Source organism: Klebsiella terrigena (assembly GCF_006539725.1).
In the GTDB taxonomy this organism is placed as follows: Bacteria; Pseudomonadota; Gammaproteobacteria; order Enterobacterales; family Enterobacteriaceae; genus Klebsiella; species Klebsiella terrigena.
Genome location: NZ_BJNO01000018.1, coordinates 96,193 through 121,694 on the forward strand (window position 1 = coordinate 96,193; position 25,502 = coordinate 121,694).

Consider the following 25,502-nt stretch of genomic DNA (forward strand, 5'->3'; position numbering starts at 1 on the left):
AACTATAGGGCAGGATCGTCTACCGGGGCGGGGTCAGTCCAACTATAGGTCAGGATCGTCTACCGGGATGGGGTCAGTCCAACTTATGGAAATCAAAAATCCAATATCACCACCTAGTTAATATGACCTTCCATAACTAATTCATTTAAAATTAGACTACAAACTAACTGGTTGAGGTAAATATGAAGTACAGAGATAGTCAAACGGATCTAAGTTTAAGAAAATGGTTTTCTCATTCATTGGAACATGCGCTTTTAAGACAAGTATCTTTAGAGCTTGGAACTCTAAGATCCTTATCCGCCTTCAAAATTAAAATAGATTATCCTTTGCTAGCAATTGCTGGAAGAAATGGTTCAGGCAAGTCCACTTTATTAGCAATGATTGCTTGTGCTTATCATTCTGTTGATGATAACCATCTACTTACAGGCAAGAGAAAACCTTATTATACGTTTGCAGATTTCTTCATACAGCATTCTGACGAAGTTCCGCATGAAGGGATATTAATTGGATATGGAATTTCCTACAATAATTGGAGACCATCAAAAAGGTTACCTGATGGAAAAGGGCTAGGTCGACAAGTACGCACGAAAAAAAAAGGAGGCAAATGGAATAACTACGACAAAAGAGTTAATCGTCAAGTAGTTTTTCTAGGGATTGAAAGAATAGTTCCTCACAGCGAGAAAAGCCAATCTAAAAGTTATGCTAAGCTTTTTATTTCCAATGGCAATGACTTGGGTTGCGAGAATGAAATTAGGGAAAGCGTCGGTTATATACTCAATAAAAAATATGACGATTTCAAATATGTTTCACACTCAAAATACCGACTTCCAATTGTTACTTATGAAGGTAAAATAATTTCTGGTTTTAACATGGGTGCTGGAGAAAATGCACTTTTCGAAATATTTTCCATGTTGTATTCGGCCACTTCAGGAGCGTTGATAATTGTTGATGAGATAGAATTAGGCCTTCACGCTGAAGCACAGGTTAAGCTCATCGAAAAATTAAAATTGGTCTCTCTTAAAAGAAAACTACAAATCATATTTACTACCCATTCAGATATAATTTTCGGATGCATACCTGATGATGCAAGAATTTATATTGAAAATATAAACTCAAAAACGATCATTCATACTGAGATATCTCCTGAATATGCATTTGGTAAATTGAGTTCAGAGAACTCTCAAGAACTTGATATAATGGTCGAAGATACTGTAGCTTCAAAACTTTTATCAAACATATTACCCAGTGATATTCGCTCAAGAGTAAACATAGAAGTAATAGGCTCAGCAAGTTCATTATGCCGTCAAATGGCTGCTATCTTCCAAAGGGGAGTAAAGAAAAAAATAGTAACTATTTTTGATGGCGATCAAAAGAAATTTTTTAAAGACAATTTGAAATATGCTTGTTCTATGCTCGAGAGAGATCAAGAAAAATTCACAGAGTGGTTTTCAAAAAATATAGAGTTTTTACCTGGAGATGAGTGGCCAGAGAAATGGATTATTCACAAAAACTTAGAACATGTAAATAGCCTTGCTGCTCTGGTCAATGGAGATCCGGATAATACCATGGCTGCACTAATTCGAGCTGCAGGTTCAGAAAAACATAAAGAACTATATGATGCATCGCTTATTCTTGGCGTTAATGAATCTGAAATGCTTGACAGATGTTGTATTAACATAGCAATGAGGTGCCAAGAAAACCTGACATATCTCGTTGAATTTATAAAAAATAAATTATCAGAGTAAATAAACGAATTGATAACAGAATTCATCTTTTGTATTTACAGCAGATGCGTACCATACAAGATTCTTAAGTACGCATTTGGTGAAAAACCATTTTGATCTCGTTACCAATTTTTCATTTCTGGAAAATAACGTACCTTGTGTAAATGTCAATAATGGCAGCAGAGCGCAACACTATACGGCACCTTTCATCACTATCCTGCCCGAGGAAGACCTAAAAATCAGTAAGTAACTGATGTAATTAACTTCTAATTGGAACTCATAATCGCTTGGTCGCTGGTTCAAGTCCAGCAGGGGCCACCAAACACAGCAAGGGCTGGCGAGCAATCGTCGGCCCTTACTCTTTTCAGAACACCCACAGCAGGCCGGCAGAGAGCTCGTACGATACCCGCGGAGCCACACCGCTGCCTTCGATACCATGCGCCATCCCCATTGTTGCCCCGGCTAACATCTCCGCGCCGCCGCATCAAGTCCAGCCGCCGGCCATATTTAAACTTTGGCGCCGGCCGAATAGCCTCATGCTTATTAAGCAGCGCACCCTAATATTTATCGGGAAGCTCGTTAACAATCTCGACCAGCACGCCATTCTCGATTTTTATATACCCCCCGGTTTTTAATTCAGCCAGCACTCTAAAAAGATGACTACGGGACATTTTGGTACGCTTAAGGATAAAGCTCGCCAGGCTTTTATCATGTAAAACCCCTTCATCCTTTTGCTTTTTATAGCGATAAATCATCGACTTTATCGTGTCATATCGCGAGGGAAGATTTTTTTCATGATGGGCATCAATAATTAATGCCAGCTGAAATGCCATGATCTCCATCAGATAGGCAAAGCGGTCGCGCTGAATAAAATAACGCTCGAACAGCTCCTTATCGCAGGTCACGATCTTAACATTTTTTTTGGCAGTATATTTTAGGGCGATTGCTGGACCGTAATTTTCAATAATTCCAAAGATCATCCCCCGCAGCCCTTTTCCGATCTGCAGCATCTCCTTTTTTTTACGCCCCTGCCCGCCCTTGTCTTCGGCGCCAAAGCCAACGTTGTACTCAATCTCCACAGAGACAATACCGTCAACCACAATAACGATTTCACCTTGATTCACTTTAAAGACGCCGTTATCTCTGATGATTCTCGGCTGCCGGGCAGAAATTAACGGTTGGATAATTTCTATATCGTTGGCCACCGTATCATTATAGTTATCAATGAACCCGGAATAGGCAGTTTTCATATCACCTCACAATTCCTTTTAAAAACAGTTAAAAATACGTATCTAAGATTAAATTCGTCAATTAACTATAGCATCTTTTGTTCATATTGTTGCGCCGCGAAATAGTGACCGGCTAAAATTTTGAGTCCCTTAAGAGACTCCCCTCTCGTATACCACCATCTATCTTCGTAGAATGCGAAAACCGACGAAAACATGAACACCTGGTTTTCACGATCGCTGAAGCAGATTATTTATTTTTAAATAAATCTCACATTGATATTTTAAAAATAAACAAAGCACTTCACCAACAACCTATTTTACGCCGTGTAACCCTGCGCAAAGTAAAATAAAAGGAACTCAATAATGTTTAAACATATTCCGTTCAAGAGAACAATGTTAGCCAGTATGCTGACGTTAGTCTCAGGCGCCGCCACCGTGGCACATGCCGCGACGAATGCCGCCCCCACAAAGCAAAATGCATCTAAGCCGAACATCGTCGTTATTTTCGGTGATGATATCGGTTACTGGAACCTGAGTACCTATAACCAGGGCATGATGGGTTATAAAACGCCGAACATCGATAGCATCGCCGCGCAGGGGGCGAAGTTTACCTCCTATTACGCCGAGCAAAGCTCGACGGCCGGTCGTTCGGCTTTCATTACCGGCCAGATGCCGTTCCGTACCGGGATGAGTAAAGTCGGTATGCCGGGCGCTCCGCAGGGTCTGCAGAAAGAAGACCCGACTATCGCCAATATCCTCAAGCAGCTGGGCTATGCCACCGGTCAGTTTGGTAAAAACCATCTCGGCGACCGCGATGAGTTCCTACCGACCGCGCACGGCTTCGACGAGTTCCTCGGCAACCTGTACCACCTGAACGCTGAAGAAGAGCCGGAAAACCCGGACTATCCGAAAGATCCGGCATTCCGCAAGCAGTTTGGCCCACGCGGCGTCATCAAGAGCAGCGCTGACGGCAAAATTGAAGATACCGGTCCGTTAACCGTGAAGCGCATGGGTACCGTGGATGATGAAACCCTGGCGGCGAATAACGACTTTATGGAACGCCAGGTAAAAGCCGGGAAGCCGTTCTTCACCTGGTATAACACCACCCGTATGCACAACAAAACGCACCTCAAAGACGCCAGCATTGGTGCAACCGGCCTCGGAACCTATGCCGACGGTATGGTTGAGCACGATAAGACCGTTGGTGAAGTGCTTAAGAAAATCAAAGATCTGGGCATCGAAGATAATACGATCGTTATCTACACCACCGATAACGGCCCGATGACCGCAACCTGGCCAGACGGCGGCGAAACGCCGTTCCGCGGCGAGAAAAACACCGGCTGGGAAGGCGGCTTCCGCGTACCGGCAATGATCAAATGGCCGAACCACATCAAGCCGGGCACCGTTATTAACGATATGTTCGCCAGCTACGACTGGTTCCCGACGCTGGCTGCCGCCGCGGGCGACGCCGGTATCAAGCAGGAGCTGCTGAAAGGCTATAAGACGCCGTCGATCACCTACAAAGTTCACCTGGACGGCTACAACCAGCTCGACTTCCTGCAGGGTAAAGCGAAGGACCAGCGTAACGAGTTCTTCTACTGGAGCGATGACGGCGATCTGCTGGCTATGCGCCAGGGACGCTGGAAAATCCACTTTATGATTCAGGAACATACCGGTCTTGATCTGTGGCGCTATCCGTTCACCAAGCTGCGCACGCCGCTGATCTTCGATCTTGAAGCCGATCCGTTAGAAAAAGGTACCGACGGTATGGGTTACGACAGCTGGTTCTACGACCGTCTGTTCCTGCTGGGCGGCGCGCAGAAGTCAGCGAAAGATATGCTGGCAACCTTCAAAGAGTTCCCCCCGCGTCAGAAACCAGGCTCATTCACCGTTTCCGATGTGGGCGCGATGCTCGAGCAGGGCGCTAACGCCAACAAATAACGGCACCTCTACTTCAGGGGCGGTTCGCCGCCCCCGTTGCCGCCTCCCCTCTCCGCTTTACCCTCGACCTATCGATCCAGGAGTTATTGATGAAACACAGCACTACTGTGCCCGTTAAAGCGCTACCCTCGGCAGAAAAGTACGCGGGTAACGGACCACAATATCAACGCCGCTTTCACGTGATGGCCAAACCTACCGGCTCAGCATGCAACCTCGACTGCACCTACTGCTTCTACCTGCACAAAGAAGAGCTGCTGCAGCAGGAGGCCCACTGCAATATGAGCGATGAGGTACTGGAGAATTTTATTCGCCAGTATATCGACGGTCAGGACGGCGAACAGATAGTCTTCTCCTGGCAGGGTGGCGAACCCACGCTGATGGGGCTGGAGTTTTTCCACAAGGTGGTGAAATTCCAAAAAATGTATCAAAAGCCCGGCCAGAAAATTGAAAATGACCTGCAAACCAACGGAATTTTGCTCAACGACAGGTGGGCTGAATTTCTCAAAGAGCACCGCTTCCTGGTGGGACTGTCGATTGACGGCCCCCGCGAGCTCCACGACCGCTACCGCCTGACCCGCAGCGGCAAGCCCACCTTCGACAAGGTGATGGCCGGAGCCGATGCCCTGAAACGCCACGGCGTCCCCTTTAACGCTCTGGTCACCGTAAACCGCACCAACGCCCGCTTTCCGCTAGAGGTGTATCGCTTTGTCACTCGCGAGCTGGGCGCGACCTACGTGCAGTATAACCCCTGCGTTGAACCGGTGGACTTTACCCGTACCGCCCCCCACTTCTGGCACGACGATACCATTCCCGTCGTCGGCAGCCGCCGGGCTCGCCCGGGAGATCTCGACGCCATCGTCACCGACTGGTCGGTTGACCCTGAGGAGTGGGGAAGCTTCCTGACCGCGACCTTCGAAGAGTGGGTTAACAACGACCTCGGGCGCGTACAGGTCAATTTATTCGAAACCGCCGTCGCCCAGATGATGGGCATGCCGGCGCAAATCTGCACCACCTCTGAATTCTGTGGGAAAGGACTCGCCATCGAGAAAAACGGCGACGTTTTTTCCTGCGACCACTACGTCTACCCCCAGTATCAGATGGGCAATATCGCCGATAACACCCTGGCCCGCATGGCCTTTTCCGAGCGCCAGCAGGCGTTCGGTATGGGTAAATGCGCGACCTTGCCAAAACAGTGTAAAGAGTGCCCGTACCTGAAGCTGTGTCACGGTGAATGCCCGAAAAATCGCCTGGTTCGCGCGGCGGACGGCGAGCTCGGCCTGAACTATCTCTGCCCGGGTATTAAAGCCTTCTTCAACTACGCCGAACCCATTCTGGCGGGCATCGTCACCCTGGCGACGCGTGATTTTAACGGAGTAGCACGATGAATATCCGCGATAACATCCTCCAGCTGGAGCAGCGCATGAACGCTCAGGTTCTCGGCCAGGAGACGCTGGTACGCATGCTGATCATCGCCCTGCTCTGCGACGGCCACATTCTTCTCGAAGGCCTGCCGGGCCTCGCGAAAACGCGCGCCGTGCGCGAACTGGCGGGCCACATTAGCGGCGAATTCCGCCGCATTCAGTTTACGCCGGACCTGCTGCCCTCCGACATCACCGGCAGCGAGATCTATCAGCAAAACGCGACTCGTGAAGAGGATCAGTTCCGTTTCCGCCCGGGGCCCGTTTTTGGCAACATCATCCTGGCAGATGAAATTAATCGCGCCTCTGCCCGCGTGCAGTCCGCGCTGCTGGAAGCAATGGAAGAGCGGCACGTCACCGTCGCCGGTAAAAGCTGGCCGCTGCCCGGCGTCTTTATGGTGCTGGCCACGCAAAACCCCGTCGATCAGGAGGGAACCTGGCCGCTACCGGAAGCTCAGCTTGACCGCTTCCTGATGAAAGTGCAGGTCGGCTATCCGTCTAAAGAGCACGAGCAGCGCGTCATGCAGCTCGTGCGCGCGGAGCAGCAGGAGAAATATCGCGGCCTGACGCCTGAAAAAACGCCGCCCCAGCCGGAAGCGCTGATGCTTTCGCAACAGGAGATTGCCTCCTGCTGGCGGGAGATTGCGGATATCCACGTCTCATCGATCATCGAAACCTATATTGTCGATCTGGTCAACGCTTCCCGCGCGCCGCAAAGCGTAAGCGAGCAGCTGGCGAGCTATCTCACCTTTGGCCTTAGCCCGCGCGGCACCCTGGCCCTGGAGCGCTGCGCCCGCGCGCAGGCCTGGCTTGAAGGCCGCGACGCCGTGCTCCCCGACGATGTGCAGTATATTGCCCCGCCGGTGATGCGCCATCGCCTGATGCTCAGCTATCAGGCCAATGCCGACGGCTGCAGCGCCGACGATGTTGTCGCCATGCTGCTTAACGCCGTGGTGGTTTGATGGCCGCCGAGCTGAGCATCGATCGCCAGGCGCTACTCGACCTCGCCCCGCTGGCGCGGTTGATAGCCAACCCGCCCGGGCAGATCCCGCCGGGCGCGCTGTCAGGCGAACGCGTTTCTCGCCAGCGGGGACGCGGCCTTAACTTCGACAGCCTGCGCCGCTATCAGCCCGGCGACGATGTGCGCATGATTGACTGGCAGGCCACGGCGCGCCTGCGTTCGCCGTGGATCCGGCTCTATAACGAAGAGCGCGAGCGCCCGGTCTTTTTGCTGGTCGATCAGCGCCTGGATATGTATTTTGCGACGCGCGGACAAACTAAATCGGTCGCCGCCGCGAAAGCCGCCGCGCTGCTGGCCTGGCGCTGTCATCACGACGGCGATCGAGTAGGAAGCCTCATCTTTAACGATACGACGCTGGCGCTGCAAAAATGCCGCTCCCCGCGCAGCGGTCTGCCCGCCATCCTTGACGATCTGCAGCGCTACAACCGGCTGCTGCCCGCACAGTATCCCGCGGAGCCTGACGGCTCGCTATCGCTGGCGCACATCCTGCAGCGCGCCGCCCACGCCGTTCCGCATGGCGCATGGGTGGCGATTGTGAGCGACTTTCACGATCTCGACGCCCGCGCGCAGGCCCTGCTGGCCCACCTTCGTCGCCGCTGTGAAATCAGCGCCTTTATTATTTTTGACGATCTCCATCTGCGCCTGCCGCGTAGCGGATCCCTGGCTGCCCGCTACGCCGGACGCGAGGCCAACGTCTCCCTTTCACCCGCGCTCAGCCACGAAATACGACAGCAGATTACCGTCAGGCTGGCGCAACAGCAGCGTGACCTGAGCCGATTGGGTATCAAGGTGAATCACCTGACGGTTGCTCAGGATCTGCTGCGCCAGTTACAAAAGGGTATTTAAATGTTTGAGAAAGGCTATGTGGTTCCTGCCCTGCGGGACCCCGTGCTCCCTCCGGCGGCGTCATGGTTCCCGCTCCCTCTCGGCTGGGATCTGCTGATCTGCGGCCTGCTGCTGCTCGCCATCGCGCTGTGTATCACCCGCTACGCCCGCTGGCGCCGCAACCGCTGGCGGCGAGAAGCCCTGGGCGCGCTAGCCCAGGCGCAGACCATCGATAGCTGGCTACAGCTGATTAAGCGGATCCAGCTGGTTCACCGGCCTCGTCAGGAGATGAGCCGGGCCCTGGCACCGAAAGCAGTCCTGGCGCCAATAGCCATCGACGATGACCTGCGTCGGCAAATGATTGCCCGCTACTGCCGGGCCGATAACGCGCTGAGCGATGAACAGTCGGCGCGCCTTCGCCGCCAGCTTGCCCGCTGGCTAAAGGAGCTACCGAATGTCTGAATGGCTCACGCGGATTGATTTTGCCTGGCCCTGGGCCGGGCTTCTGCTCCTTCTGCCTCTGGTCACCCGTTATCTGCCGCAGCCGGGCAAAACGGTGCCGGAGCAGGTGCGGGTCCCCTTTCTACCCTCGCTTATCGATGCGCTTAAGCTCGATGCCCGTCCCGAGCGCGGCAGCAGGCGCGGAGCGCTCCTGTTCTGGTTAATCTGGTCGCTGCTTATCTGCGCGCTGGCGCGCCCGGAATACCTGACGCCGCCGCAGTACATCACCAGGCCAATGCGCGACATCGTGCTCATCATCGATGTCTCTGGCTCAATGGGCAAAACCGACGTCGAGGGCGGCATCACGCGCCAGCAGGCGGTACAGGACTCCCTGCGCAAGTTCGTCGCCAGCCGCCGTTCGGACCGTATTGGCATGGTTATTTTTGCCACTAAGGCCTGGCCGTTTGCCCCCATCAGCGAGGATAAACAGGCGCTGCAAACGCGGATTAATCAGCTGGCGCCGGGAATGATTGGCCAACAGACCGCCATTGGCGATGCCCTTGGCGTGGCGGTAAAAGTGCTGGATGCAGGCCCCGATAGCCGGGCCGATAAGCTGGCGATTCTCCTGACCGACGGCAACGACACCGCCTCGCAGCTTCCCCCTATGCTGGCGGCGAAGCTCGCCGCAGAGCACCACGTACAGGTGCATACCATCGCCTTCGGCGATCCTAACAGCCGCGACAACGACAAGGTCGACCTGGCCCTACTGCAGCGCATCGCCAAAACCACCGGCGGCCACGCCTGGACCGCCGCGCGCTCCGGCAGCGCGCTGGACGAGGTGTGGCAAAAAATCGATGCCATCACTCCGGTGCAGGTAAAAAGCCTCGGCTGGTCGTGGCACAAAGCGCTCTATCCGTGGCCGCTTTCCATGGCGCTATTGCTGCTATTGACGCTCGCTGTGGGCCGCTATGTCCGGGAGAAAATGGCATGAGCAACGTTCACTTTATCTACCCCTGGCGCTTAACGGCCCTGCTGCTCTGCGCGGCGCTGGCGTGGCTCCCGCATAGCGGACGCTCCGCCTGGCATAGGCTGCTGGATAAACCCTTTCGCTCGTTAATTATCCATCGCCGCAGGCGCCTCGCCAACCTGCTGCCCTGGCTGCTCGCCCTCGGCGTTATCGCGCTCGCGGGCCCCACCTGGCAACGCGAGCTGCCGGCGGCGCTGACGCCGCAAAGCAATGTGATGGTTATTCTGCAACAGGATCCGGCCATGTACGCCGGGGATCTGGCGCCTTCTCGCCACCAGCGGATGCAAAGCAAAATCGCCGCCCTGATGCAGCGCCTGCCCGGCGCGCATTTTGGCCTCGTGGTCTACAGCTCGCAGGCATTTCTGACCACGCCGCTTACCCAGGACCCGCAGTTTTATAGCCTTTTCCTCAACGCGCAAACGCCGTCGCTCCTGCCGCAAGGCGAGGGCTCATCGCTGCCGCAGGCGGTGGCGCTGGCGCTGAAGAACCTTCCCGCCGGGCGGGACGCACCGCGCAGCCTGATCCTCGTGGCCGATACCCTGTCGCCGGCGGACGCTGCCTGGCTGAAAGGCCAGCGCCTGCCGCTGCAAATTTGGATACCCGGCACCGCGGCGGGCGGCGCGCTGCCTGAGCGCTATGCCAGCCGCGGCGTGGATACCCGGCTCAACGTCGAACGGTTTAGCCAGGTACGCGACGGCGGCATTCCCGTCACCCTGGTCACCGACGATAACGACGATATGCAGGCGATCCTCAGCCATATCCAGCAATCGGTGACGCAGCAAAATAACGCCCGTCAGGATTTGCGCTGGCAGAATAGCGGCTACCTGTTGGTCATCCCGATGCTGATCCTGCTGCTGTTCTGGCGACGCCAGCTCATCTACGTCACCCTTCTGCTGCCGACCCTGCTCTGGTCGCCGCACGGGGAAGCGGCCTGGCTGGACGCGTGGATACCGCCGGACGTCCAGGGGCAGCATGCCTTTGCACAGGGCGATTACGCCGAAGCGGCGGCACATTTTCACGACCCGCTGTGGCAGGGTATCGCCTGGTATCGGGCCGGCCGCTTCACCCTCGCCGCGCGCTCATTTCGCGAGGCCCCGCAAACGGCGGAAGCCCTGCTATGGACCGGCAATAGCCTGGCTCAGCAAAAGCAGTGGCAGCAGGCGCTCGACAGCTACGATCGCGCCCTTAGCCTGCGTCCGGACTGGACGCTGGCCCTGCAAAATCGCGAGCAAGTCGCACAAATTGTGATGCGCATTCGCCAGCAGGAACGTGAACGCCAGCAGGCGCAGGGCGATGTGATGGACGATGGTCCGGATAAGATCGTCCACGATCTGCAGAAGCATCAGGGGGTCGATCAGAAACAGATGGGCGCCGTCGCCGGCAGCACTCCGCAGGTCAACCAATGGTTCGAGGCTCTGGACGTCTCGCCGACGGGGCTTTTACAGAGCCTGTATCGCAACGGCGCAGAGGAGAAGGCCCCATGAAAAAAGCGCTTCTGTGGCTACTGATCGCCACGCTCCCGGCCCATGCGGCGATGGATATCACCCGCGAGCTCGACGCCCCGGCGCTGCTCGTACCCGGCCAGCCGGTGCGCGTGGCGGTGACCTACTGGACCGACAGCTGGTTTAACCCTCCGCCGGAATGGCCGGATTTCGCGGTGAAAAACGGCGAGCTGCTGAGCACCCCGCTCCCTTCTCAGCTGGTCACGCGTAAAAAGAACGGTATTACCTGGAGCGGGATCCGTCTCGAACGCCTGGCCGCGGCCTGGGAGCAGGGAACGCTGCGTCTGCCGGCGGTTGATGTCACCGTGGCGTCCGCCAGCCAGGGGCCGGTAACCGTGCACCTTCCGGCGCTGGAAAGGCGCGTAAAATGGCCGGCGGGCATCACCCAGGCAGACCATTTTTTACCCGCCAGTCGGCTAACGATAACGCAGGATATTCGCCAGTACCACGCCGGTAAGGCGTCGGCGCTGCGCGTCGGGGATGTCATCGATCGTATTGTTACCGTCGATGCCCTGGATGCCCTGCCCGCGCAGATACCGCCGCTGCTCTACGCGATTGCGGGCAGAGAAACCCAGCGCCTCACGCCGATTAACACGCCGCTGCAGGGCGATCGCGGCGACGTTACCGGTACGCGTCGGGTGGAGCGGCTGCGCTATCTTCCCACCCAGAGCGGAACCCTCGTGCTGCCGCCGGTTAAGCTGCGCTGGTGGAATACCGCGAGCCAGCAGTGGCAGGTCGCCGAGCTCGCCGGAGAAACCCTCAGGGTCGCACCGGCTCGTGCGGCCGGCGCCGAAGCGTCGCTGCGCGGCACGACGGCAGGGGAAAGATGGTGGGATCTGCTGTGGGGATCGCTGGCCGTCCTTTTCATTGGCGGCATGTGGTTTACCCGCCGTGGGCTTGAGCGGAGCCTTCGCCGGCTGTACGGGCTGTGGCAAAACTTCTGGCAACCGCAGCCTTTACCGCCGCTGATGCCGAGCGGGAGAAAGCCGCGCTAATCGAGACAACAAGGGGCGCATCGGCGCCCCTGCTTTTTGCCCCTGTCCGGCTATTGCGCTTTACACAGCGCCGGGTCAAACACGGTGTTCCAGTCCTGCTTCATATCAACAACCGTCCAGCCTTTTTGCGTCGCCTGCTTTAGCCCTTCCACCAGCTTTCCGCTGGCGGGCGGATGGCTGTCGTAGGCGTATTCCCGCGCCGCATCGGTATGGTGGACCAGCAGCTCAAAGGTTTTGTAGTGCGGATTCGCCGCGGTGTACTGCAGCATCGCCAGATCGCCGTCGCTATTGCCGAAGGCGGCAACCGGGCGCTGACCCATGAAGAGATGAATAGCGACCGGCTTCGCCGCGGCATCATCATTGAAGGCCCCTTTCATCGTCTTGCGCAGCTGGGTGCCATTATCCGTGAGGCTAAATTCGCTTAATGCGAAGGAGCCAATCACCTGCTCCGGCGGGATCGCGTACATTTTTTCCGAGACCACGCGCATAAAATCGATGCCGCCGCCGGAGACTATCCAGGTCTTAAAGCCGTTGGCGCGCAGATAATCCAGCAGTTGGCGCATCGGCTGATAGCCGAGCTGGTCGTAGCGGCATCCGCTACGCTTATCCTGATGATGATCGAACCAGTCGCTGACGCGCTGGCTAAACTCCTCCGTCGTCATCCCGCTGTGGGTTAGGGCAAGAAGCTGCAGCAGCCCCTTTTCGCCGGATGCCGCCAGCGTCTTCAGATCATTCTTCATGACCGCGGCGACGAGCGGATCGTTTTTCCACTCCGGATGCTGCGGCTGCAGGCGTTTGACTTCGTCCACCGCGAACTGGAGCTGGAAGGTCAGCGGCGCTTCCGGCCAGAGGGTGCCATCGTTATCGAACACCACGTAGCGTTTATTCAGCGGAATAAAGTCCGGGCTCCCTTCGCGCGTCGAGTTTTGCACCCACTGTTCAATTGCCCGCTTCGCCGACGTGTCTTTCCACGCCGAGAGCATGTCGGTACTCGCGGCGCTACCAAAGCTCGCCAGCAGCAGGCTGATTAAGATTGTTTTTTTCATTTTGTTCCTTTGTCATTTACGCGCAGCAAACCGAAGCGATAGCCGCGTGGCTACTTCAACATCGCGGCAATTTTCTCCAGCGTGGGCTTCACCGTAGAGTAAAAATGCCGGAAGCCAGGGCACAGATAGTTCAACCCCTCTTCACCGTCCGGCGCGCGCACGATGCGATTTTTCGGACACTCTCCCCAGCATAGGTTCAGATGCGGGCAGCTTTTACAGTAGGCGGGCAGCGTCTCTTTCTTGCCCATACCAAATACTTTCTGTCGTTCAGAGAACACCATATCCGTCAGCTTGTGGCCGCGAATGTTGCCTAATTTATATTCAGGGTAAACGTAGTGATCGCAGGAATAGACGTCGCCATTTTTCTCAATGGCCAGTGCCTTGCCGCAAAATGGCGCGGTGATGCACAGCTGGGAAGGCAGCCCCATGGTTTGCACCACGGCGGTTTCAAACAAGTTGACCTGCACCCGGCCCAAATCGTAGGTCACCCACTCATCGAAGGCTTCGGTCAGAAAATGCCCCCAGTCGTCGGGGTCAACCGACCAGTCGGTGACGATAGAGTCGAGATCTCCCGGCCTGGCGCGGCGGGAGCCGGTGAGCGGGATGGTCTCTTCCCGCCAGAACTGAGGGGCGGTGGTTTTAAAATCGCTCGCCTCGACGCACGGAGTGAACTGAATATAGGTCGCCCCCAGCTCGCGGGTCAGAAAGCGGTACACCTCGCGGGGAAAGCGGGCGTTGACCCGATTGACGACCGCCAGCGCGTTAAAGGGCACCTGATGCCGCTTCAGGGCATCGATCCCCGCCATGACCTTATCGAAGGTGGGCTTACCGCTGCGCGTGACGCGAAAGCGGTCATGGATCTCGCGAGGCCCGTCAATCGAGACGCCGACAAGAAAGCGGTGCGCCTTAAGGAAAGCGGCCCACCTGTCGTTTATCAGCACGCCGTTGGTCTGCAGATCGTTTTCAATACGCTGGTGCTTCGGCTGATACTTCTTTTGCAGGGCCACCACTTTTTCAAAAAACTCCAGCCCCATCAGGGTCGGCTCGCCGCCCTGCCAGGAGAAAATGATCTCTTCGCCGTCCTGGCTCTGAATATACTGGCGAATAAAGTTTTCCAGCACCTCATCGCTCATTCCTTTGTCGTGCTGCTGCTGCAAAAGCTGCTCTTTATGCAGATAAAAGCAGTAGTTACAGTCGAGGTTGCAGGTTGAACCGCTGGGTTTGGCCATCATGTGATAGCGGCGTTTGTAGGCGGGCAGGTATCGCCCGTGGTTCTGCAGCGGCGTCAGGGGGATCGTGGTACTTTTTTTCATCAACCAGGACCTGCGTAATGGGGCTCACAAAAATAAAAAGCCCGGCAGAGTCGCACCGGGCTGGAGAGAGTTTAGTTCCCGTTTGGCATCGCCAGCTGGAAACCTTCTTTCTGTAATTGTTCACGAACGCTGCTAAAACGCTGGTATTGCGACAGGGTGATGGGGCCGCTGTAGGCTTCACTCTGCGGCTTACGCGGCGGATACTGAATATAGGTCTTCATCAACCCGTTAATCGCCTCGTTGAAGGTCACCAGCGTCCAGGTCCGCTCGGTATAGTTGTTCATGAAGATGTCGTAACGCTCCTGCGGATCCTGCCAGAGGTCAAAAATCTGCGGGACGGTCGCGACGTAGGATTCAGGCCCCTTCCAGCCGAGGTTAGAATCGACGGCCAGGCCGCCGGTCTTCGCGCCGTTATCCCCGCGCAGGTTAAATACCGCCTTGTAGTTGCCAACGCGGGCGGCGCCTGGGGTGAGCTCATTTTCGGTAAAGTAGAACCACGAGGTGCGCGGATCTTTACCGGTCCCGAACAGCACCGGAGAGATATCATAGCTATCGAAGATGATAGGCTGGCCGGCGCGGTCTTTCGTCGGTAGCTGAATGCCGGCCACCGAAGCGAAGGTTGCCATCAGGTCCAGGCCGCCCACGATGTCATGGTTGCGGCTGTGCTCTTTAATTTTGCCCGGCCACCAGGCGATGGCAGGAACCCGGCTACCGCCTTCACGGTCGGTGCCCTTGGTGCCGCGGAACGGGGTATAGCCGGCGTCAGGATAGACGTCCTGCCAGGCACCGTTGTCGGTGGTCCAGACTACCAGGGTGTTTTTATCGAGGCCAAGCTGGCGCAGCTTATCCATGATATGGCCAACGCGCGCATCCATTTCCACCATCGAGTCGGCATATTTGCTCTTCGACATGGACTTACCGATAAAGTCCGGGTCAGGCATATTCGGCTGGTGGTTCTTCATGAAGTTGATGCTCATAAAGAACGGTTCAGAGGATTTAGCGTTGGCGTCGAGATAATCGAGGGAGGCCTTTTCAACGTAGCGGTCAAAGAACGGGATGCCCACCACGCCCTCTTTGCCGTCAACCACCGGCGTATTCACGTACTGACCGTTGATTTTGAACTCTTCCTTCGCCGCCTCACCGGCATTACCCGACAGGGCGCCGCGGGTCACGCGAACAAACATCTCGCGAAGTTTTGGATCCATATCCGGGAACCAGGTTGGGTCGGCGTAGGTATAGGCATTCAGGTGATACAGGCCGGCATACTTCATTTCGTCATAGCCCTGGGCGTTTGGCAGCGCATAATCTGCCTCGCCGAGGTGCCACTTACCGGTAAAGAACGTTTTGTATCCCCCGGTTTTAAGCACGGAGGCCAGCGTCCACTCCTCTTTCGGCAGGCCGCCGCCCTGGCCCTGGAAGGCCACGGTGGTCATACCGCTGCGGTTGGGGATACGTCCGGTTTGCATCGCGGCCCGGCCCGGGGTGCTACTCGGCTGGCCGTAGAAATCAAAGAAAGTCATCCCCTCATCGGCCATACGATCGAGGTTTGGCGTTGGCATACCGCGCCCTTCCCCTCCGCCGTAAACCCCAAGGTCGCCATAACCGGTGTCATCAGAAACAATCAAAATGATATTCGGCTTCCTGGCCGTCTCTTCATTTGACACTGCCGCATTCTGGTCAGCGGCCTGGGCGGTGGCGCCCGGTAAAAAAGAACCCGCGGCGAAGGCCAGCACGCCAATGCCCTTGTACTTTCGTTTCATTGCTAAACCTCATGACTCAGAATGGGTCTGATTTATCTCAATATTTGAATAATACCGGGTGAATTGGAGAGAATAATTTAAATCTTTGCATCAAAAATGAGATAGATGAATAAAGCTTATTACCGTAACGAAGAAGATGCCGTTTAAGTGAAGTTTATCAGCCTATAAAAATCCAGTATCGCGGGCTTTATTTTTGCCATTTTCACACAACAAACAGAGCGGTAAGGCCGGCGCTAAACGCAGCCGTTTTAATCACTTCGGTAATTCCGAGTCATGCAGGTCCATACGGTGAAAACAGTCTAAGATGATGTTTTTAAAAGAACCATAGCACAGTCCCTTAACGGACTGAGGAAAGCTGAGAGGCGCATAAAATTTAGCATTTGTTTTTACAGCCGGATTTAATCTATTCGACGCAGAATACAACCGGGAAGTAATACATAAGTATTACACCGGTACATTAACGCGGCGCCGCCGTATTGCGGAAAAAGAAAAATAAAATAGAGTCGCCTTCCGCTATTTCCGCTTACTCCAGATGTTTACGCTTAAACTGGCCGGCGTCGATATCATATTGCTTCATTTTTCGCCACAGCGTGGTACGCCCGATATTCAGCAGCTGCGACATCTCCTGGATGCGGCCGCTGGTCACTCGGGCGGCGTGGATAATCGCCTCTTTTTCAATGGCGCTAAACGTCAGGCTGGCGGGGAGCAGCGAAGAGGAGGTATCGCTGCCGGTACGCTCGGTAAACAGGTACTCCGGCAGGTTGCTCAGGCGCACGTGCCCGTTATCGCTGCTGATCGCGACGTTTTCAATAATGCTGTTCAGCTCAAAATCATTTCCGGGCCACGAGTAGTTCACCAGCTGCGCCAGGGCGTCGTCGTCCACCTTCAGGCGCGACGAGAAGCGCTTTTCCAGGCTGCGCAGGCGGTTATGCACCAGCGAGGTGATGCTGTTGCGCCGCGCCCGCAGCGGGGGAATAACGATCTCAAACGAGTGCAGCGCGTAGTACAGCTGGCGGCTAAAGCGGTTCTGCTCCACCAGGTTGGCGAGGTCGACGGTGGTGGTGGCGATCACCTTGACGTCCACCGGGATCAGGCGGCGGGCATCGAGGCGGGTTAGTACGCCCTGCTTAATAACCTGCAGCAGCGCGGACTGCAGCTCCGGCGCCAGGTACTCGATTTTTTCCAGAAACAGGGTGCCGCCGTTGGCCAGCTCCAGCCGGCTCAGGCGGCCATTTTCGTCGTCGGTCGGCGCGCTGCCCATAAAGTCCTGCCCGAGCGCGCCGTCGGCGTACAGCTGGCAGTTCACCGCAATATAGGGCCCGCCCGCCCGCTCGCTTTCATTATGAATCGCCTGGCCGAGCAGCTCTTTGCCGACGCCCTCCTCCCCGCACAGCAGCACCGGAAAGGCGCCCCTCGCCGCCTGGCGACCAAAATGAATCAGGCGCCGGGTCTCCGGATCGTCCGCCGACATCTGCTCGAAGGTGTGGCTCACCTTGCCCAGCTGGCTGGTCATCAGCTGGCGCATCTGCTCTACCGGGTGCAGCAGCAGAATAAAGCTGTTGCCCTGCTCTTCGACAATCGGCTTCAGCGTGATCACCGCATCGACAAACTGGTGCTGGCTTTCGAAGGTCACTTCCGCATGATTCAGCCCGCGCGCGTGCTTAATCGCCCGACGCAGCAGCGCCGGCAGCGTCACCAGCTCATTGATATTGCGCCCCTGGCTGGCCTGCACGTCGAGATGCAGCAGCGTCGCGGCCCGCGCGTTGATAAACTGCAGGACGCCCTGCTCGTTCCACGCCATCACCCCGTCATCCATGCTTTCCAGCAGGCCGTACATCTGATTCAGATGGCGATTGGACTCGGCCAGCAGGCTGTCGGTGAGCAGGGAGTTGCCCACCTCGCGGGCGATCGCGAGGGTCAGCGACAGGTCCGACGTCGCCTGCTGCTCCGTGAGGCAGCACAGCGAGATCGAGCCAAACAGCCGGCCGTGGTTATCAAACACCGGCGTCGAGCTGAACGACCACGGGCGCAGCGCCTGCTTGAAGTGGCTGTCGCCGGCGGTTTTCACCGGCTGCCCGAGCATGGAGGCCAGGGAGAGCGCGCAGCTGCCGATAATGCTTTCCGCGCAGTAGCTGCCGTCGCGAAAGCCCAGCTCGGCAAGCTGGTCAAGGGTCTGCGGATCGCCGCAGCGGCTGAGAATACAGGCGGACTCATCGAGGATAAACAGCCCGCAGGGACGGCTATCCATAAACTCCCAGGCGTCCTCGAGCGCGGCCTGACCAATCGTCAGCAGCGCGGTTTTGCGCCGACAGATCGATTCAAACGTCAGCCCCTGCGCCTGGTGCGGCGCCTGCCAGGTCTCACGCTGCATAAACTTGCTGCAGCGATGCCATGACTGGGTTATCACCGAAGAAAAGCTCTGAGTCTGCGCAGTCATATCCGTTTCCGCTGTGTTAAAAACGACCGTATTAAAAACGACAACCCCTCCGGCAGACGCTGCCGAAGGGGAGAAAAGGCCTCTTTACTCTCCAGAGAAGAGACTTACCGCCATGCTATCACCGCGCCAGCCACTGCTGCCCCAGCAGGTCGGCGGTGAGGATCGCGGCGTAGACGCTGCTGGCGGTCACCGGGAACGGCATATTGTGGATGGTTTCGCCCGGCGCGCAGGTTGCCTGCGCCACCGCTTCAATTTTCCCTTCAATGCCCTCCTTGACGCCCATTTGCGCAAGGGTCACCGGCAGGCCCACCTTCTGGCAGAAGTTCAGCACCGTTTCGATCTCTTCCAGCGGGCTGTTTTGCAGCACCAGCTGGGTCAGGGTACCAAACGCCACTTTTTCGCCGTGGTACAGATGGTGGCACTCTTCCAGAATGGTAAAGCCGTTATGGATAGCATGCGCCCCGGCAAGGCCGCTGCTTTCAAAGCCGATACCGCTGAGGTAGGTATTGGCCTCCACGATGCGCTCCAGGGCATCGGTCACCACCCCCGCCTGGGCGGCGAGGCGCGCCTTTTCGCCCTCGGCCAGCAGCGTATCATAGCACAGGCGCGCCAGGCTTAAGGCCGCCGCCGTGGACTGGCCGCCCGCCATGCTGGTTGCTCTGGCGTCAAAACAGGCCTTCGCTTCAAACCAGGTCGAGAGCGCATCGCCCATCCCGGCCACCAGCAGGCGCACCGGCGCTTTGGCGATAATCGCCGTATCCATTACCACCATATCCGGGTTTTTCGGATAGATCAGATACTCTTCAAACTCGCCCGCTTCGCTGTAGATAACCGACAGCGCGCTGGTTGGCGCATCGGTAGAGGCGATGGTAGGGATAACCACTACCGGCAGCTTCTGGTAAAAGCCGATGGCTTTCGCCGTATCAAGCGTCTTGCCACCGCCAATCCCCACCACGCCGCGGCAGCCGTGCTGCTGCAGAATCGCGCTCAGGCGGTTGATTTCCGCATGGCTGCATTCACCGTTAAAGCGCGCGGCGTGGCAGCTGATGTTGTGGCTGTGCAGGCCGTTCAGCACCTTGTCTCCCGCCAGCTTCATGACGAAGTCGTCGGCAATCACGAAAAAGCTGTCCGCCAGGTTTTTGGCGTACTCGCCAAACAGCGTGGATGCATCAGGTCCCTGGAGATATTTGGCTGGAGATTGAATAACTTTTAGCATTCCTTTCATCCTCAAATAAGAGCATTTTTTTACATGATGAGCTCTGGCGCCGCTGCGTTCTGCCTTCTGCTAATGAGGGGAACGGGAGCGCTGCCGGAGCGATGCAATCACTGTAGGGCGAGCGGAGAACAAAAAAATATTTCGCCTTTTTGTTCTGATATGGAACAGAGAAAATATTTTTGCGTTTCATATTGAAACATTACTCACGGTAAAACGCCGGGATTGCGATCCCGATCCGCCCGCGCAGCGTAAATTTGCCCGGCAGGCAGCATAGCTCACCGGGAAATCGGCCCCTGGCCGCGAAAAAAAACTACAAACCCGCTTCGTTATCGCCGCTTATCCGCCTCGCGGCGGGATGAAAAAAACCGCTCTGGGTCGCATTTTGCTTTTTTCTTCGCAAAAAACGTTTCATTACGGAACATTTATCAGCAATCACGTTCCGTAATGAAACCCACTTCGGGCAGATTTTATTTTTCGTCAACTCAGCCAGAATCACTACATCGCCGGACAGCGCCTATCGGCTGGCGACCCCCTACACGATGACCCCCTCCGCCAGCAGAGAGGCGGCATCGAACCACTGTGACGGAGCATGAAGATGAAAAAACTGATTAATCGTGTCGAAGATGTCCTGAGCGAACAGCTCGCGGGCCTGGCGAAGGCCCATCCCCAATTAACGCTGCATCAGGACCCGGTGTACGTCACCCGCGCCGATGCGCCGGTTGCCGGCAAGGTGGCGCTGCTCTCCGGCGGCGGCAGCGGACATGAGCCAATGCACTGCGGCTACATTGGCCAGGGCATGCTCTCCGGTGCCTGCCCGGGGGAGATCTTCACCTCGCCGACGCCGGATAAAATGTTCGAGTGTGCGATGAATATCGACGGCGGCGAAGGCGTGCTGCTGATTATCAAAAACTACACCGGCGATATTTTGAATTTTGAAACCGCCACCGAGCTGCTGCATGAGAGCGGCGTCAAGGTCACCACCGTGGTCATCGACGATGACGTGGCGGTGAAGGACAGCCTCTATACCGCCGGCCGTCGAGGCGTGGCCAACACCGTGCTGATTGAAAAGCTGGTGGGTGCCGCCGCCGAACGCGGCGATTCGCTGGAAGCCTGCGCCGAGCTGGGCCGCAGGCTCAACAACCTCGGCCACTCCATTGGCGTCGCCCTCGCGGCCTGCACCGTGCCGGCCGCCGGACAGCCCTCTTTTGAGCTCCAGGATAATGAAATGGAGTTCGGCGTCGGCATCCACGGCGAACCGGGGATTGACCGCCGCGCCTTCAGCTCGCTCGACCAGACCGTGGACGAAATGTTCGCCACCCTGCTGGAGAACGGCACCTACAGCCGTACCCTGCGCCAGTGGGATCCGGCCAAAGGCAGCTGGCAGGACGTCCAGCAGGGGAAAAAAGCGCTACAGAGCGGCGACCGCGTCATCGCGCTGGTCAACAACCTCGGCGCCACTCCGCTGTCGGAGCTGTACGGCGTCTACAACCGCCTCGCCGAACGCTGCGAGGAGAGCGGGATCGCTATTGCCCGCAGCCTTATCGGCAGCTACTGCACATCTCTGGATATGGTGGGCTTTTCCATCACCCTGCTGAAAGCCGACGACGAGACGCTGGCCCTGTGGGATGCCCCCGTCCATACCCCGGCGCTGAACTGGGGCCATTAAGGAGCACAACATGTCACTGAACAGAACGCAGATCGTTAACTGGCTCTATCGCTGCGGCGAGATCTTTACCAAAGAGCGGGATTTTCTTACCGGGCTGGATAAAGAGATCGGCGACGCTGACCACGGCCTGAACATGCATCGCGGCTTCAGCAAGGTGGTGGAAAAACTGCCTTCGATTGCCGATAAGGACATCGGTTTTATCCTCAAAAATACCGGGATGACGCTGCTTTCCAACGTCGGCGGCGCCAGCGGCCCGCTGTTCGGCACCTTCTTTATCCGCGCGGCGCAGGTAACCCAGGCGCACCAGAGCCTCAGCCTCGACGAGCTGTACCAGATGATGCGCGAAGGCGCGGACGGCGTGGTCAACCGCGGCAAGGCGGAGCCGGGGGATAAAACGATGTGCGACGTCTGGCTACCGGTCGTTGAATCATTGCGCCATTCCAGCGAACAGCATCTGCCGTTGCAGGCCGCGCTGGACGCCGCCTGCAAGCAGGCGGAGATCGCCACCCGCTCCACCATCACCATGCAGGCCCGCAAAGGCCGCGCCAGCTACCTCGGCGAGCGCAGCATCGGGCATCAGGATCCGGGTGCGACCTCGGTGATGTTTATGATTCAGGAGCTGGCTGCCGCAGCCAAAGAGTAAGGAAAAAGCGATGGTAAACCTGGTGATTGTGTCTCATAGCGCCCGACTGGGCGAAGGCGTCGGAGAGCTGGCCCGGCAGATGTTAATCGGCGACGGCTGCCGGCTGGCGATCGCCGCCGGGATTGACGATCCCGAGAACCCGATCGGCACCGATCCCATTAAGGTGATGGAGGCCATTGAATCGGTGGCCGACGCCGATCACGTGCTGGTGATGATGGATATCGGCAGCGCTCTGCTGAGCGCCGAGACGGCGCTGGATCTTCTCGATCCGGCCATCGCCGCCAGGGTTCGCCTCTGCGCGGCCCCGCTGGTCGAAGGTACGCTGGCGGCAACGGTCAGCGCGGCAACCGGATCAACGATCGACAAGGTTATCGAGGACGCCATGAACGCGCTGGAGGCTAAGCGCGTCCAGCTGGGATTACCGTCGCCCGCCCAGGCCGCCCCTGAGGCGACCCCCTTTGCCGGAGATGACGACGCGCGGTCGGTTTCGGTGGTGATTAGCAACCACAACGGCCTGCACGTTCGTCCGGCCTCGCGCCTGGTGGCGGCGCTGGCTGGCTTCAACGCCGATCTGCTGCTGGAGAAAGGCGGCAAGTGCGTGGCGCCGGACAGCATCAATAAAATCGCGCTGCTGCAGGTGCGCCGCGACGACAGGCTCCGGCTGCTGGCCCGCGGGCCGGATGCCGAGGCGGCGCTGGCCGCATTCCAGGCGCTGGCGGCGGAGCACTTTGGCGAGCAGCCGGACGCGGCCCCGGCGGCGGTCGTCCCCTCCGCTGCCCGCGTCCAGGGGAAGGCGCTGCTCTACCCCCTGCCGCATGCCGAGCCGCGGCGGCGAAACAGCGCCAATAGCGCCAAAGAGCAGCGGCGCCTGAAGCAGGCCATTGAGCAGACGCTGGCGGATCTCAACGCCCTGACCCGTCTTGCAGAGGAGCGCTACTCCGCCGATATCGCGGCCATTTTCTCCGGCCACCATACCCTGCTCGACGACCCTGAACTCTATGACGCCGCCTGCGCCATCCTGAGCAAGGAGCAGTGCTGCGCCGAGTGGGCGTGGTATCAGGTGCTGGTCGATCTCAGCCAGCAGTATCGCCAGCTGAGCGATACCTATCTGCAGGCGCGCTATATTGATATCGAAGATCTGCTCCACCGCACGCTGCGCCATCTTCAGGGCCGCAGCGAGGTGCTGCTGGCGGTGAATGAACCGGTGATCGTTATCGCCGATGATATCTTCCCCTCTACCGTGGTGCAGCTCGATCCCCGGCAGGTAAAGGGGATCTGTCTGCAGGAAGGCAGCGACGTTTCCCACGGCGCGATCATCGCGCGCCAGGCCGGGATCGCCTGTCTGTGCCAGCAGGGTGAGACGCTGAAAACGCTGCGCAGCGGCGATGCCATCACCCTTGATGTCGCCGAAAGGCGCATTATCCGCGGGTAGCTCGCGCTGTCGGCCCCATTGACCTCACGCCGGAGGCGCTGCCTCCGGGGATTTTGTTTTCGCTCAACCTCCAGGAACCGTTATGTCTCAATTCTTTTTTAATCAGCGCACCAGCCTCGTCAGCGACGTTATTGAAGGGGCGATTATCGCCAGCCCGTGGAACAATCTGGCGCGGCTGGAGAGCGATCCGGCGATCCGCGTGGTCGTGCGCAGCGATCTAAATAAGAGCAACGTCGCGGTTATCTCCGGCGGCGGCTCCGGCCACGAGCCGGCCCACGTGGGCTTTATTGGTAAAGGCATGCTCACCGCCGCCGTCTGCGGCGATATTTTTGCTTCGCCGAGCGTCGATGCGGTGCTGACGGCGATCCAGGCCGTCACCGGCGAAGCGGGCTGCCTGCTGATCGTTAAGAACTACACCGGCGATCGCCTGAACTTTGGCCTCGCGGCGGAGAAAGCGCGTCGCCTGGGCTACAGCGTCGAGATGCTGATCGTCGGCGACGATATTTCGCTGCCGGATAACAAGCATCCGCGCGGCATTGCCGGGACCATCCTGGTGCATAAAGTGGCGGGCTACTTCGCCGAGCGCGGCTACAACCTGGCGACCGTGCTGCGTGAAGCGCAGTACGCGGCGAACAACACCCGCAGCCTCGGCCTCGCGCTCTCCAGCTGCCACCTGCCGCAGGATGCCGAGACGGCCCCGCGCCACCATCCCGAGCAGGCGGAGCTGGGGATGGGCATTCACGGCGAGCCCGGCGCTTCGGTTATCGCCACCCAGAACAGCGCGCAGATTATGCAGCTGATGGTGGAGAAGCTGAGCGCGGCCCTGCCGGAAACCGGCCGCCTGGCGGTGATGCTCAATAATCTCGGCGGCGTATCGGTCGCGGAAATGGCGATCCTCACCCGCGAGCTGGCGAACACTCCGCTCCATCAGCGTATTGACTGGCTGATTGGCCCGGCGTCTCTGGTCACCGCCCTGGATATGAAAGGCTTCTCGATCACCGCGATCGTGCTGGAAGAGAGCATTGAGAAAGCGCTGCTCTCCGAGGTGGAAACCGCCAGCTGGCAGAAGCCGGTCCAGCCGCGCGCCGTCGGGGTCATGCCCTGCTCGCTGCGCAGCAGTCGCGTGGAGTTCCAGCCTTCAGACCATAGCGTCGTGGCGGGCTACGTCGGAACGGTGACCGCAACGCTGTCCGACCTTGAGGCCCACCTCAACGCGCTGGATGCCAAAGTCGGCGACGGCGACACCGGGTCGACCTTCGCCGCGGGCGCGCGCGACGTGGCCGACCTGCTGCGTCGCCAGCAGCTGCCGCTCGCCAACCTCGCCACCCTGTTTGCGCTGATCGGCGAACGCCTGACCGTGGTGATGGGCGGCTCCAGCGGCGTGCTGATGTCTATTTTCTTTACCGCCGCCGGGCAGAAGCTGGAACAGGGCGCCAGCGTCGCCGAAGCGCTCAACGCCGGCCTTGCGCAGATGAAGTTTTACGGCGGGGCGGACGAAGGCGATCGCACCATGATTGACGCGCTGCAGCCGGCGCTGGCCTCGCTACTGGCCGCGCCTGACAATCTGCAGGCGGCGTTTGCTGCGGCCGAGGCCGGTGCGGAAAGCACCCTCCACGCCAGCAAAGCCAACGCCGGGCGCGCGTCGTATCTCAACAGCGACAGCCTGCTGGGCAATATGGACCCGGGCGCTCACGCGGTGGCGATGGTGTTTAAGGCGCTGGCGGAGAAATAGAGGCAGTCAGATATTCCCGCAGGCGCCGCGGTGCCTGCGGGAATGCAGAGAATGCAGAGAATGCAGAGAATGCAGAGAATGCAGAGAATGCAGAGAATGCAGAGAATGCAGAGAATGCAGAGAATGCAGAGAAT

General features: G+C 57.6%; 19 protein-coding genes. 13 read left to right on the top strand and 6 right to left on the bottom strand.

Features of this window, described 5'->3' with window-relative positions; translation table 11 throughout:
• Positions 1 to 182: 182 nt before the first annotated feature.
• A complete protein-coding gene (locus tag RTE01_RS18875; RefSeq protein WP_134527829.1) occupies positions 183 to 1,745 on the top strand; it encodes an AAA family ATPase in 1,563 nt (520 codons plus the stop codon).
• A 536-nt stretch (positions 1,746 to 2,281) separates the two neighbouring features.
• Here the strand turns inward: RTE01_RS18875 and RTE01_RS18880 are convergent.
• Positions 2,282 to 2,974 carry a helix-turn-helix domain-containing protein gene (locus RTE01_RS18880; protein WP_041147305.1) on the bottom strand — a complete coding sequence of 231 codons (693 nt, stop codon included), beginning with the start codon at positions 2,972 to 2,974 and terminating at the stop codon, positions 2,282 to 2,284.
• Positions 2,975 to 3,316: 342 nt separating this feature from the next.
• On the opposite strand from RTE01_RS18880, the gene RTE01_RS18885 reads away from it, so the two are divergent.
• From RTE01_RS18885 to RTE01_RS18920, 8 genes are all read left to right on the top strand, one after another.
• Entirely contained in the window at positions 3,317 to 4,894 is a 1,578-nt protein-coding gene (locus RTE01_RS18885; RefSeq protein WP_041147306.1) for an arylsulfatase, read from the top strand.
• 89 nt (positions 4,895 to 4,983) lie between these two features.
• Positions 4,984 to 6,279, top strand: coding sequence for an anaerobic sulfatase maturase (locus RTE01_RS18890; protein ID WP_115191825.1), 1,296 nt, complete (start codon positions 4,984 to 4,986; stop codon positions 6,277 to 6,279).
• Positions 6,276 to 7,274 (top strand): AAA family ATPase, encoded by a 999-nt coding sequence (locus RTE01_RS18895; protein ID WP_115191824.1) that lies wholly within the window; start codon positions 6,276 to 6,278, stop codon positions 7,272 to 7,274. The genes RTE01_RS18890 and RTE01_RS18895 overlap by 4 nt, the downstream gene beginning before the upstream one ends.
• Positions 7,274 to 8,179, top strand: coding sequence for a DUF58 domain-containing protein (locus RTE01_RS18900; RefSeq protein WP_076946609.1), 906 nt, complete (start codon positions 7,274 to 7,276; stop codon positions 8,177 to 8,179). Before RTE01_RS18895 ends, RTE01_RS18900 begins: the two co-directional genes overlap by 1 nt.
• Positions 8,180 to 8,620 carry a DUF4381 family protein gene (locus tag RTE01_RS18905; protein ID WP_134527832.1) on the top strand — a complete coding sequence of 147 codons (441 nt, stop codon included), beginning with the start codon at positions 8,180 to 8,182 and terminating at the stop codon, positions 8,618 to 8,620.
• Entirely contained in the window at positions 8,613 to 9,590 is a 978-nt protein-coding gene (locus tag RTE01_RS18910) for a VWA domain-containing protein (RefSeq protein WP_134527835.1), read from the top strand. The genes RTE01_RS18905 and RTE01_RS18910 overlap by 8 nt, the downstream gene beginning before the upstream one ends.
• A complete protein-coding gene (locus tag RTE01_RS18915; RefSeq protein ID WP_134527838.1) occupies positions 9,587 to 11,110 on the top strand; it encodes a tetratricopeptide repeat protein in 1,524 nt (507 codons plus the stop codon). Before RTE01_RS18910 ends, RTE01_RS18915 begins: the two co-directional genes overlap by 4 nt.
• A complete protein-coding gene (locus RTE01_RS18920; RefSeq protein ID WP_134527841.1) occupies positions 11,107 to 12,123 on the top strand; it encodes a BatD family protein in 1,017 nt (338 codons plus the stop codon). Before RTE01_RS18915 ends, RTE01_RS18920 begins: the two co-directional genes overlap by 4 nt.
• Positions 12,124 to 12,173: 50 nt before the next feature.
• On the opposite strand, the gene RTE01_RS18925 is transcribed toward RTE01_RS18920, so the two are convergent.
• The 5 genes from RTE01_RS18925 to RTE01_RS18945 all read right to left on the bottom strand — a co-directional run bounded on the left by RTE01_RS18925 (position 12,174) and on the right by RTE01_RS18945 (position 19,895).
• The gene (locus RTE01_RS18925; RefSeq protein ID WP_123551913.1) at positions 12,174 to 13,169 is read right to left on the bottom strand and encodes an HAD family hydrolase; all 996 of its coding nucleotides are present in this window, start codon (positions 13,167 to 13,169) and stop codon (positions 12,174 to 12,176) included.
• Positions 13,170 to 13,219: 50 nt separating this feature from the next.
• Positions 13,220 to 14,482, bottom strand: a complete 1,263-nt coding sequence (locus RTE01_RS18930; RefSeq protein ID WP_076946604.1) for an anaerobic sulfatase maturase — start codon at positions 14,480 to 14,482, stop codon at positions 13,220 to 13,222.
• Positions 14,483 to 14,553: 71 nt separating this feature from the next.
• Positions 14,554 to 16,242 (bottom strand): arylsulfatase, encoded by a 1,689-nt coding sequence (locus RTE01_RS18935; protein WP_041147316.1) that lies wholly within the window; start codon positions 16,240 to 16,242, stop codon positions 14,554 to 14,556.
• Positions 16,243 to 16,765: 523 nt separating this feature from the next.
• Positions 16,766 to 18,679 carry a dihydroxyacetone kinase operon transcriptional regulator DhaR gene (dhaR, locus tag RTE01_RS18940; RefSeq protein ID WP_141335264.1) on the bottom strand — a complete coding sequence of 638 codons (1,914 nt, stop codon included), beginning with the start codon at positions 18,677 to 18,679 and terminating at the stop codon, positions 16,766 to 16,768.
• 118 nt (positions 18,680 to 18,797) lie between these two features.
• Entirely contained in the window at positions 18,798 to 19,895 is a 1,098-nt protein-coding gene (locus tag RTE01_RS18945) for a glycerol dehydrogenase (RefSeq protein ID WP_115191819.1), read from the bottom strand.
• A gap of 595 nt (positions 19,896 to 20,490) precedes the next feature.
• Here RTE01_RS18945 and dhaK point away from each other — a divergent pair.
• From dhaK to RTE01_RS18970, 4 genes are all read left to right on the top strand, one after another.
• On the top strand, positions 20,491 to 21,561 hold the full coding sequence (gene dhaK, locus RTE01_RS18955; protein WP_041147319.1) for a dihydroxyacetone kinase subunit DhaK: 1,071 nt from the start codon (positions 20,491 to 20,493) through the stop codon (positions 21,559 to 21,561).
• A gap of 10 nt (positions 21,562 to 21,571) precedes the next feature.
• On the top strand, positions 21,572 to 22,204 hold the full coding sequence (dhaL, locus tag RTE01_RS18960) for a dihydroxyacetone kinase subunit DhaL (RefSeq protein WP_041147320.1): 633 nt from the start codon (positions 21,572 to 21,574) through the stop codon (positions 22,202 to 22,204).
• 10 nt (positions 22,205 to 22,214) lie between these two features.
• Complete coding sequence (gene dhaM / locus RTE01_RS18965; protein WP_134527847.1) at positions 22,215 to 23,636, top strand: dihydroxyacetone kinase phosphoryl donor subunit DhaM; 1,422 nt, start codon at positions 22,215 to 22,217, stop codon at positions 23,634 to 23,636.
• Between the two features lie 82 nt (positions 23,637 to 23,718).
• Complete coding sequence (locus RTE01_RS18970; protein WP_134527850.1) at positions 23,719 to 25,368, top strand: glycerone kinase; 1,650 nt, start codon at positions 23,719 to 23,721, stop codon at positions 25,366 to 25,368.
• Positions 25,369 to 25,502: the final 134 nt, after the last annotated feature.

Coding starts and splice junctions, on each gene's coding strand:
- RTE01_RS18875 (WP_134527829.1), top strand. CDS start 183: ATGAAGTACAGAGATAGTCAAACGGATCTAAGTTTAAGAAAATGGTTT.
- RTE01_RS18880 (WP_041147305.1), bottom strand. CDS start 2,974: ATGAAAACTGCCTATTCCGGGTTCATTGATAACTATAATGATACGGTG.
- RTE01_RS18885 (WP_041147306.1), top strand. CDS start 3,317: ATGTTTAAACATATTCCGTTCAAGAGAACAATGTTAGCCAGTATGCTG.
- RTE01_RS18890 (WP_115191825.1), top strand. CDS start 4,984: ATGAAACACAGCACTACTGTGCCCGTTAAAGCGCTACCCTCGGCAGAA.
- RTE01_RS18895 (WP_115191824.1), top strand. CDS start 6,276: ATGAATATCCGCGATAACATCCTCCAGCTGGAGCAGCGCATGAACGCT.
- RTE01_RS18900 (WP_076946609.1), top strand. CDS start 7,274: ATGGCCGCCGAGCTGAGCATCGATCGCCAGGCGCTACTCGACCTCGCC.
- RTE01_RS18905 (WP_134527832.1), top strand. CDS start 8,180: ATGTTTGAGAAAGGCTATGTGGTTCCTGCCCTGCGGGACCCCGTGCTC.
- RTE01_RS18910 (WP_134527835.1), top strand. CDS start 8,613: ATGTCTGAATGGCTCACGCGGATTGATTTTGCCTGGCCCTGGGCCGGG.
- RTE01_RS18915 (WP_134527838.1), top strand. CDS start 9,587: ATGAGCAACGTTCACTTTATCTACCCCTGGCGCTTAACGGCCCTGCTG.
- RTE01_RS18920 (WP_134527841.1), top strand. CDS start 11,107: ATGAAAAAAGCGCTTCTGTGGCTACTGATCGCCACGCTCCCGGCCCAT.
- RTE01_RS18925 (WP_123551913.1), bottom strand. CDS start 13,169: ATGAAAAAAACAATCTTAATCAGCCTGCTGCTGGCGAGCTTTGGTAGC.
- RTE01_RS18930 (WP_076946604.1), bottom strand. CDS start 14,482: ATGAAAAAAAGTACCACGATCCCCCTGACGCCGCTGCAGAACCACGGG.
- RTE01_RS18935 (WP_041147316.1), bottom strand. CDS start 16,242: ATGAAACGAAAGTACAAGGGCATTGGCGTGCTGGCCTTCGCCGCGGGT.
- dhaR (WP_141335264.1), bottom strand. CDS start 18,679: ATGACTGCGCAGACTCAGAGCTTTTCTTCGGTGATAACCCAGTCATGG.
- RTE01_RS18945 (WP_115191819.1), bottom strand. CDS start 19,895: ATGCTAAAAGTTATTCAATCTCCAGCCAAATATCTCCAGGGACCTGAT.
- dhaK (WP_041147319.1), top strand. CDS start 20,491: ATGAAAAAACTGATTAATCGTGTCGAAGATGTCCTGAGCGAACAGCTC.
- dhaL (WP_041147320.1), top strand. CDS start 21,572: ATGTCACTGAACAGAACGCAGATCGTTAACTGGCTCTATCGCTGCGGC.
- dhaM (WP_134527847.1), top strand. CDS start 22,215: ATGGTAAACCTGGTGATTGTGTCTCATAGCGCCCGACTGGGCGAAGGC.
- RTE01_RS18970 (WP_134527850.1), top strand. CDS start 23,719: ATGTCTCAATTCTTTTTTAATCAGCGCACCAGCCTCGTCAGCGACGTT.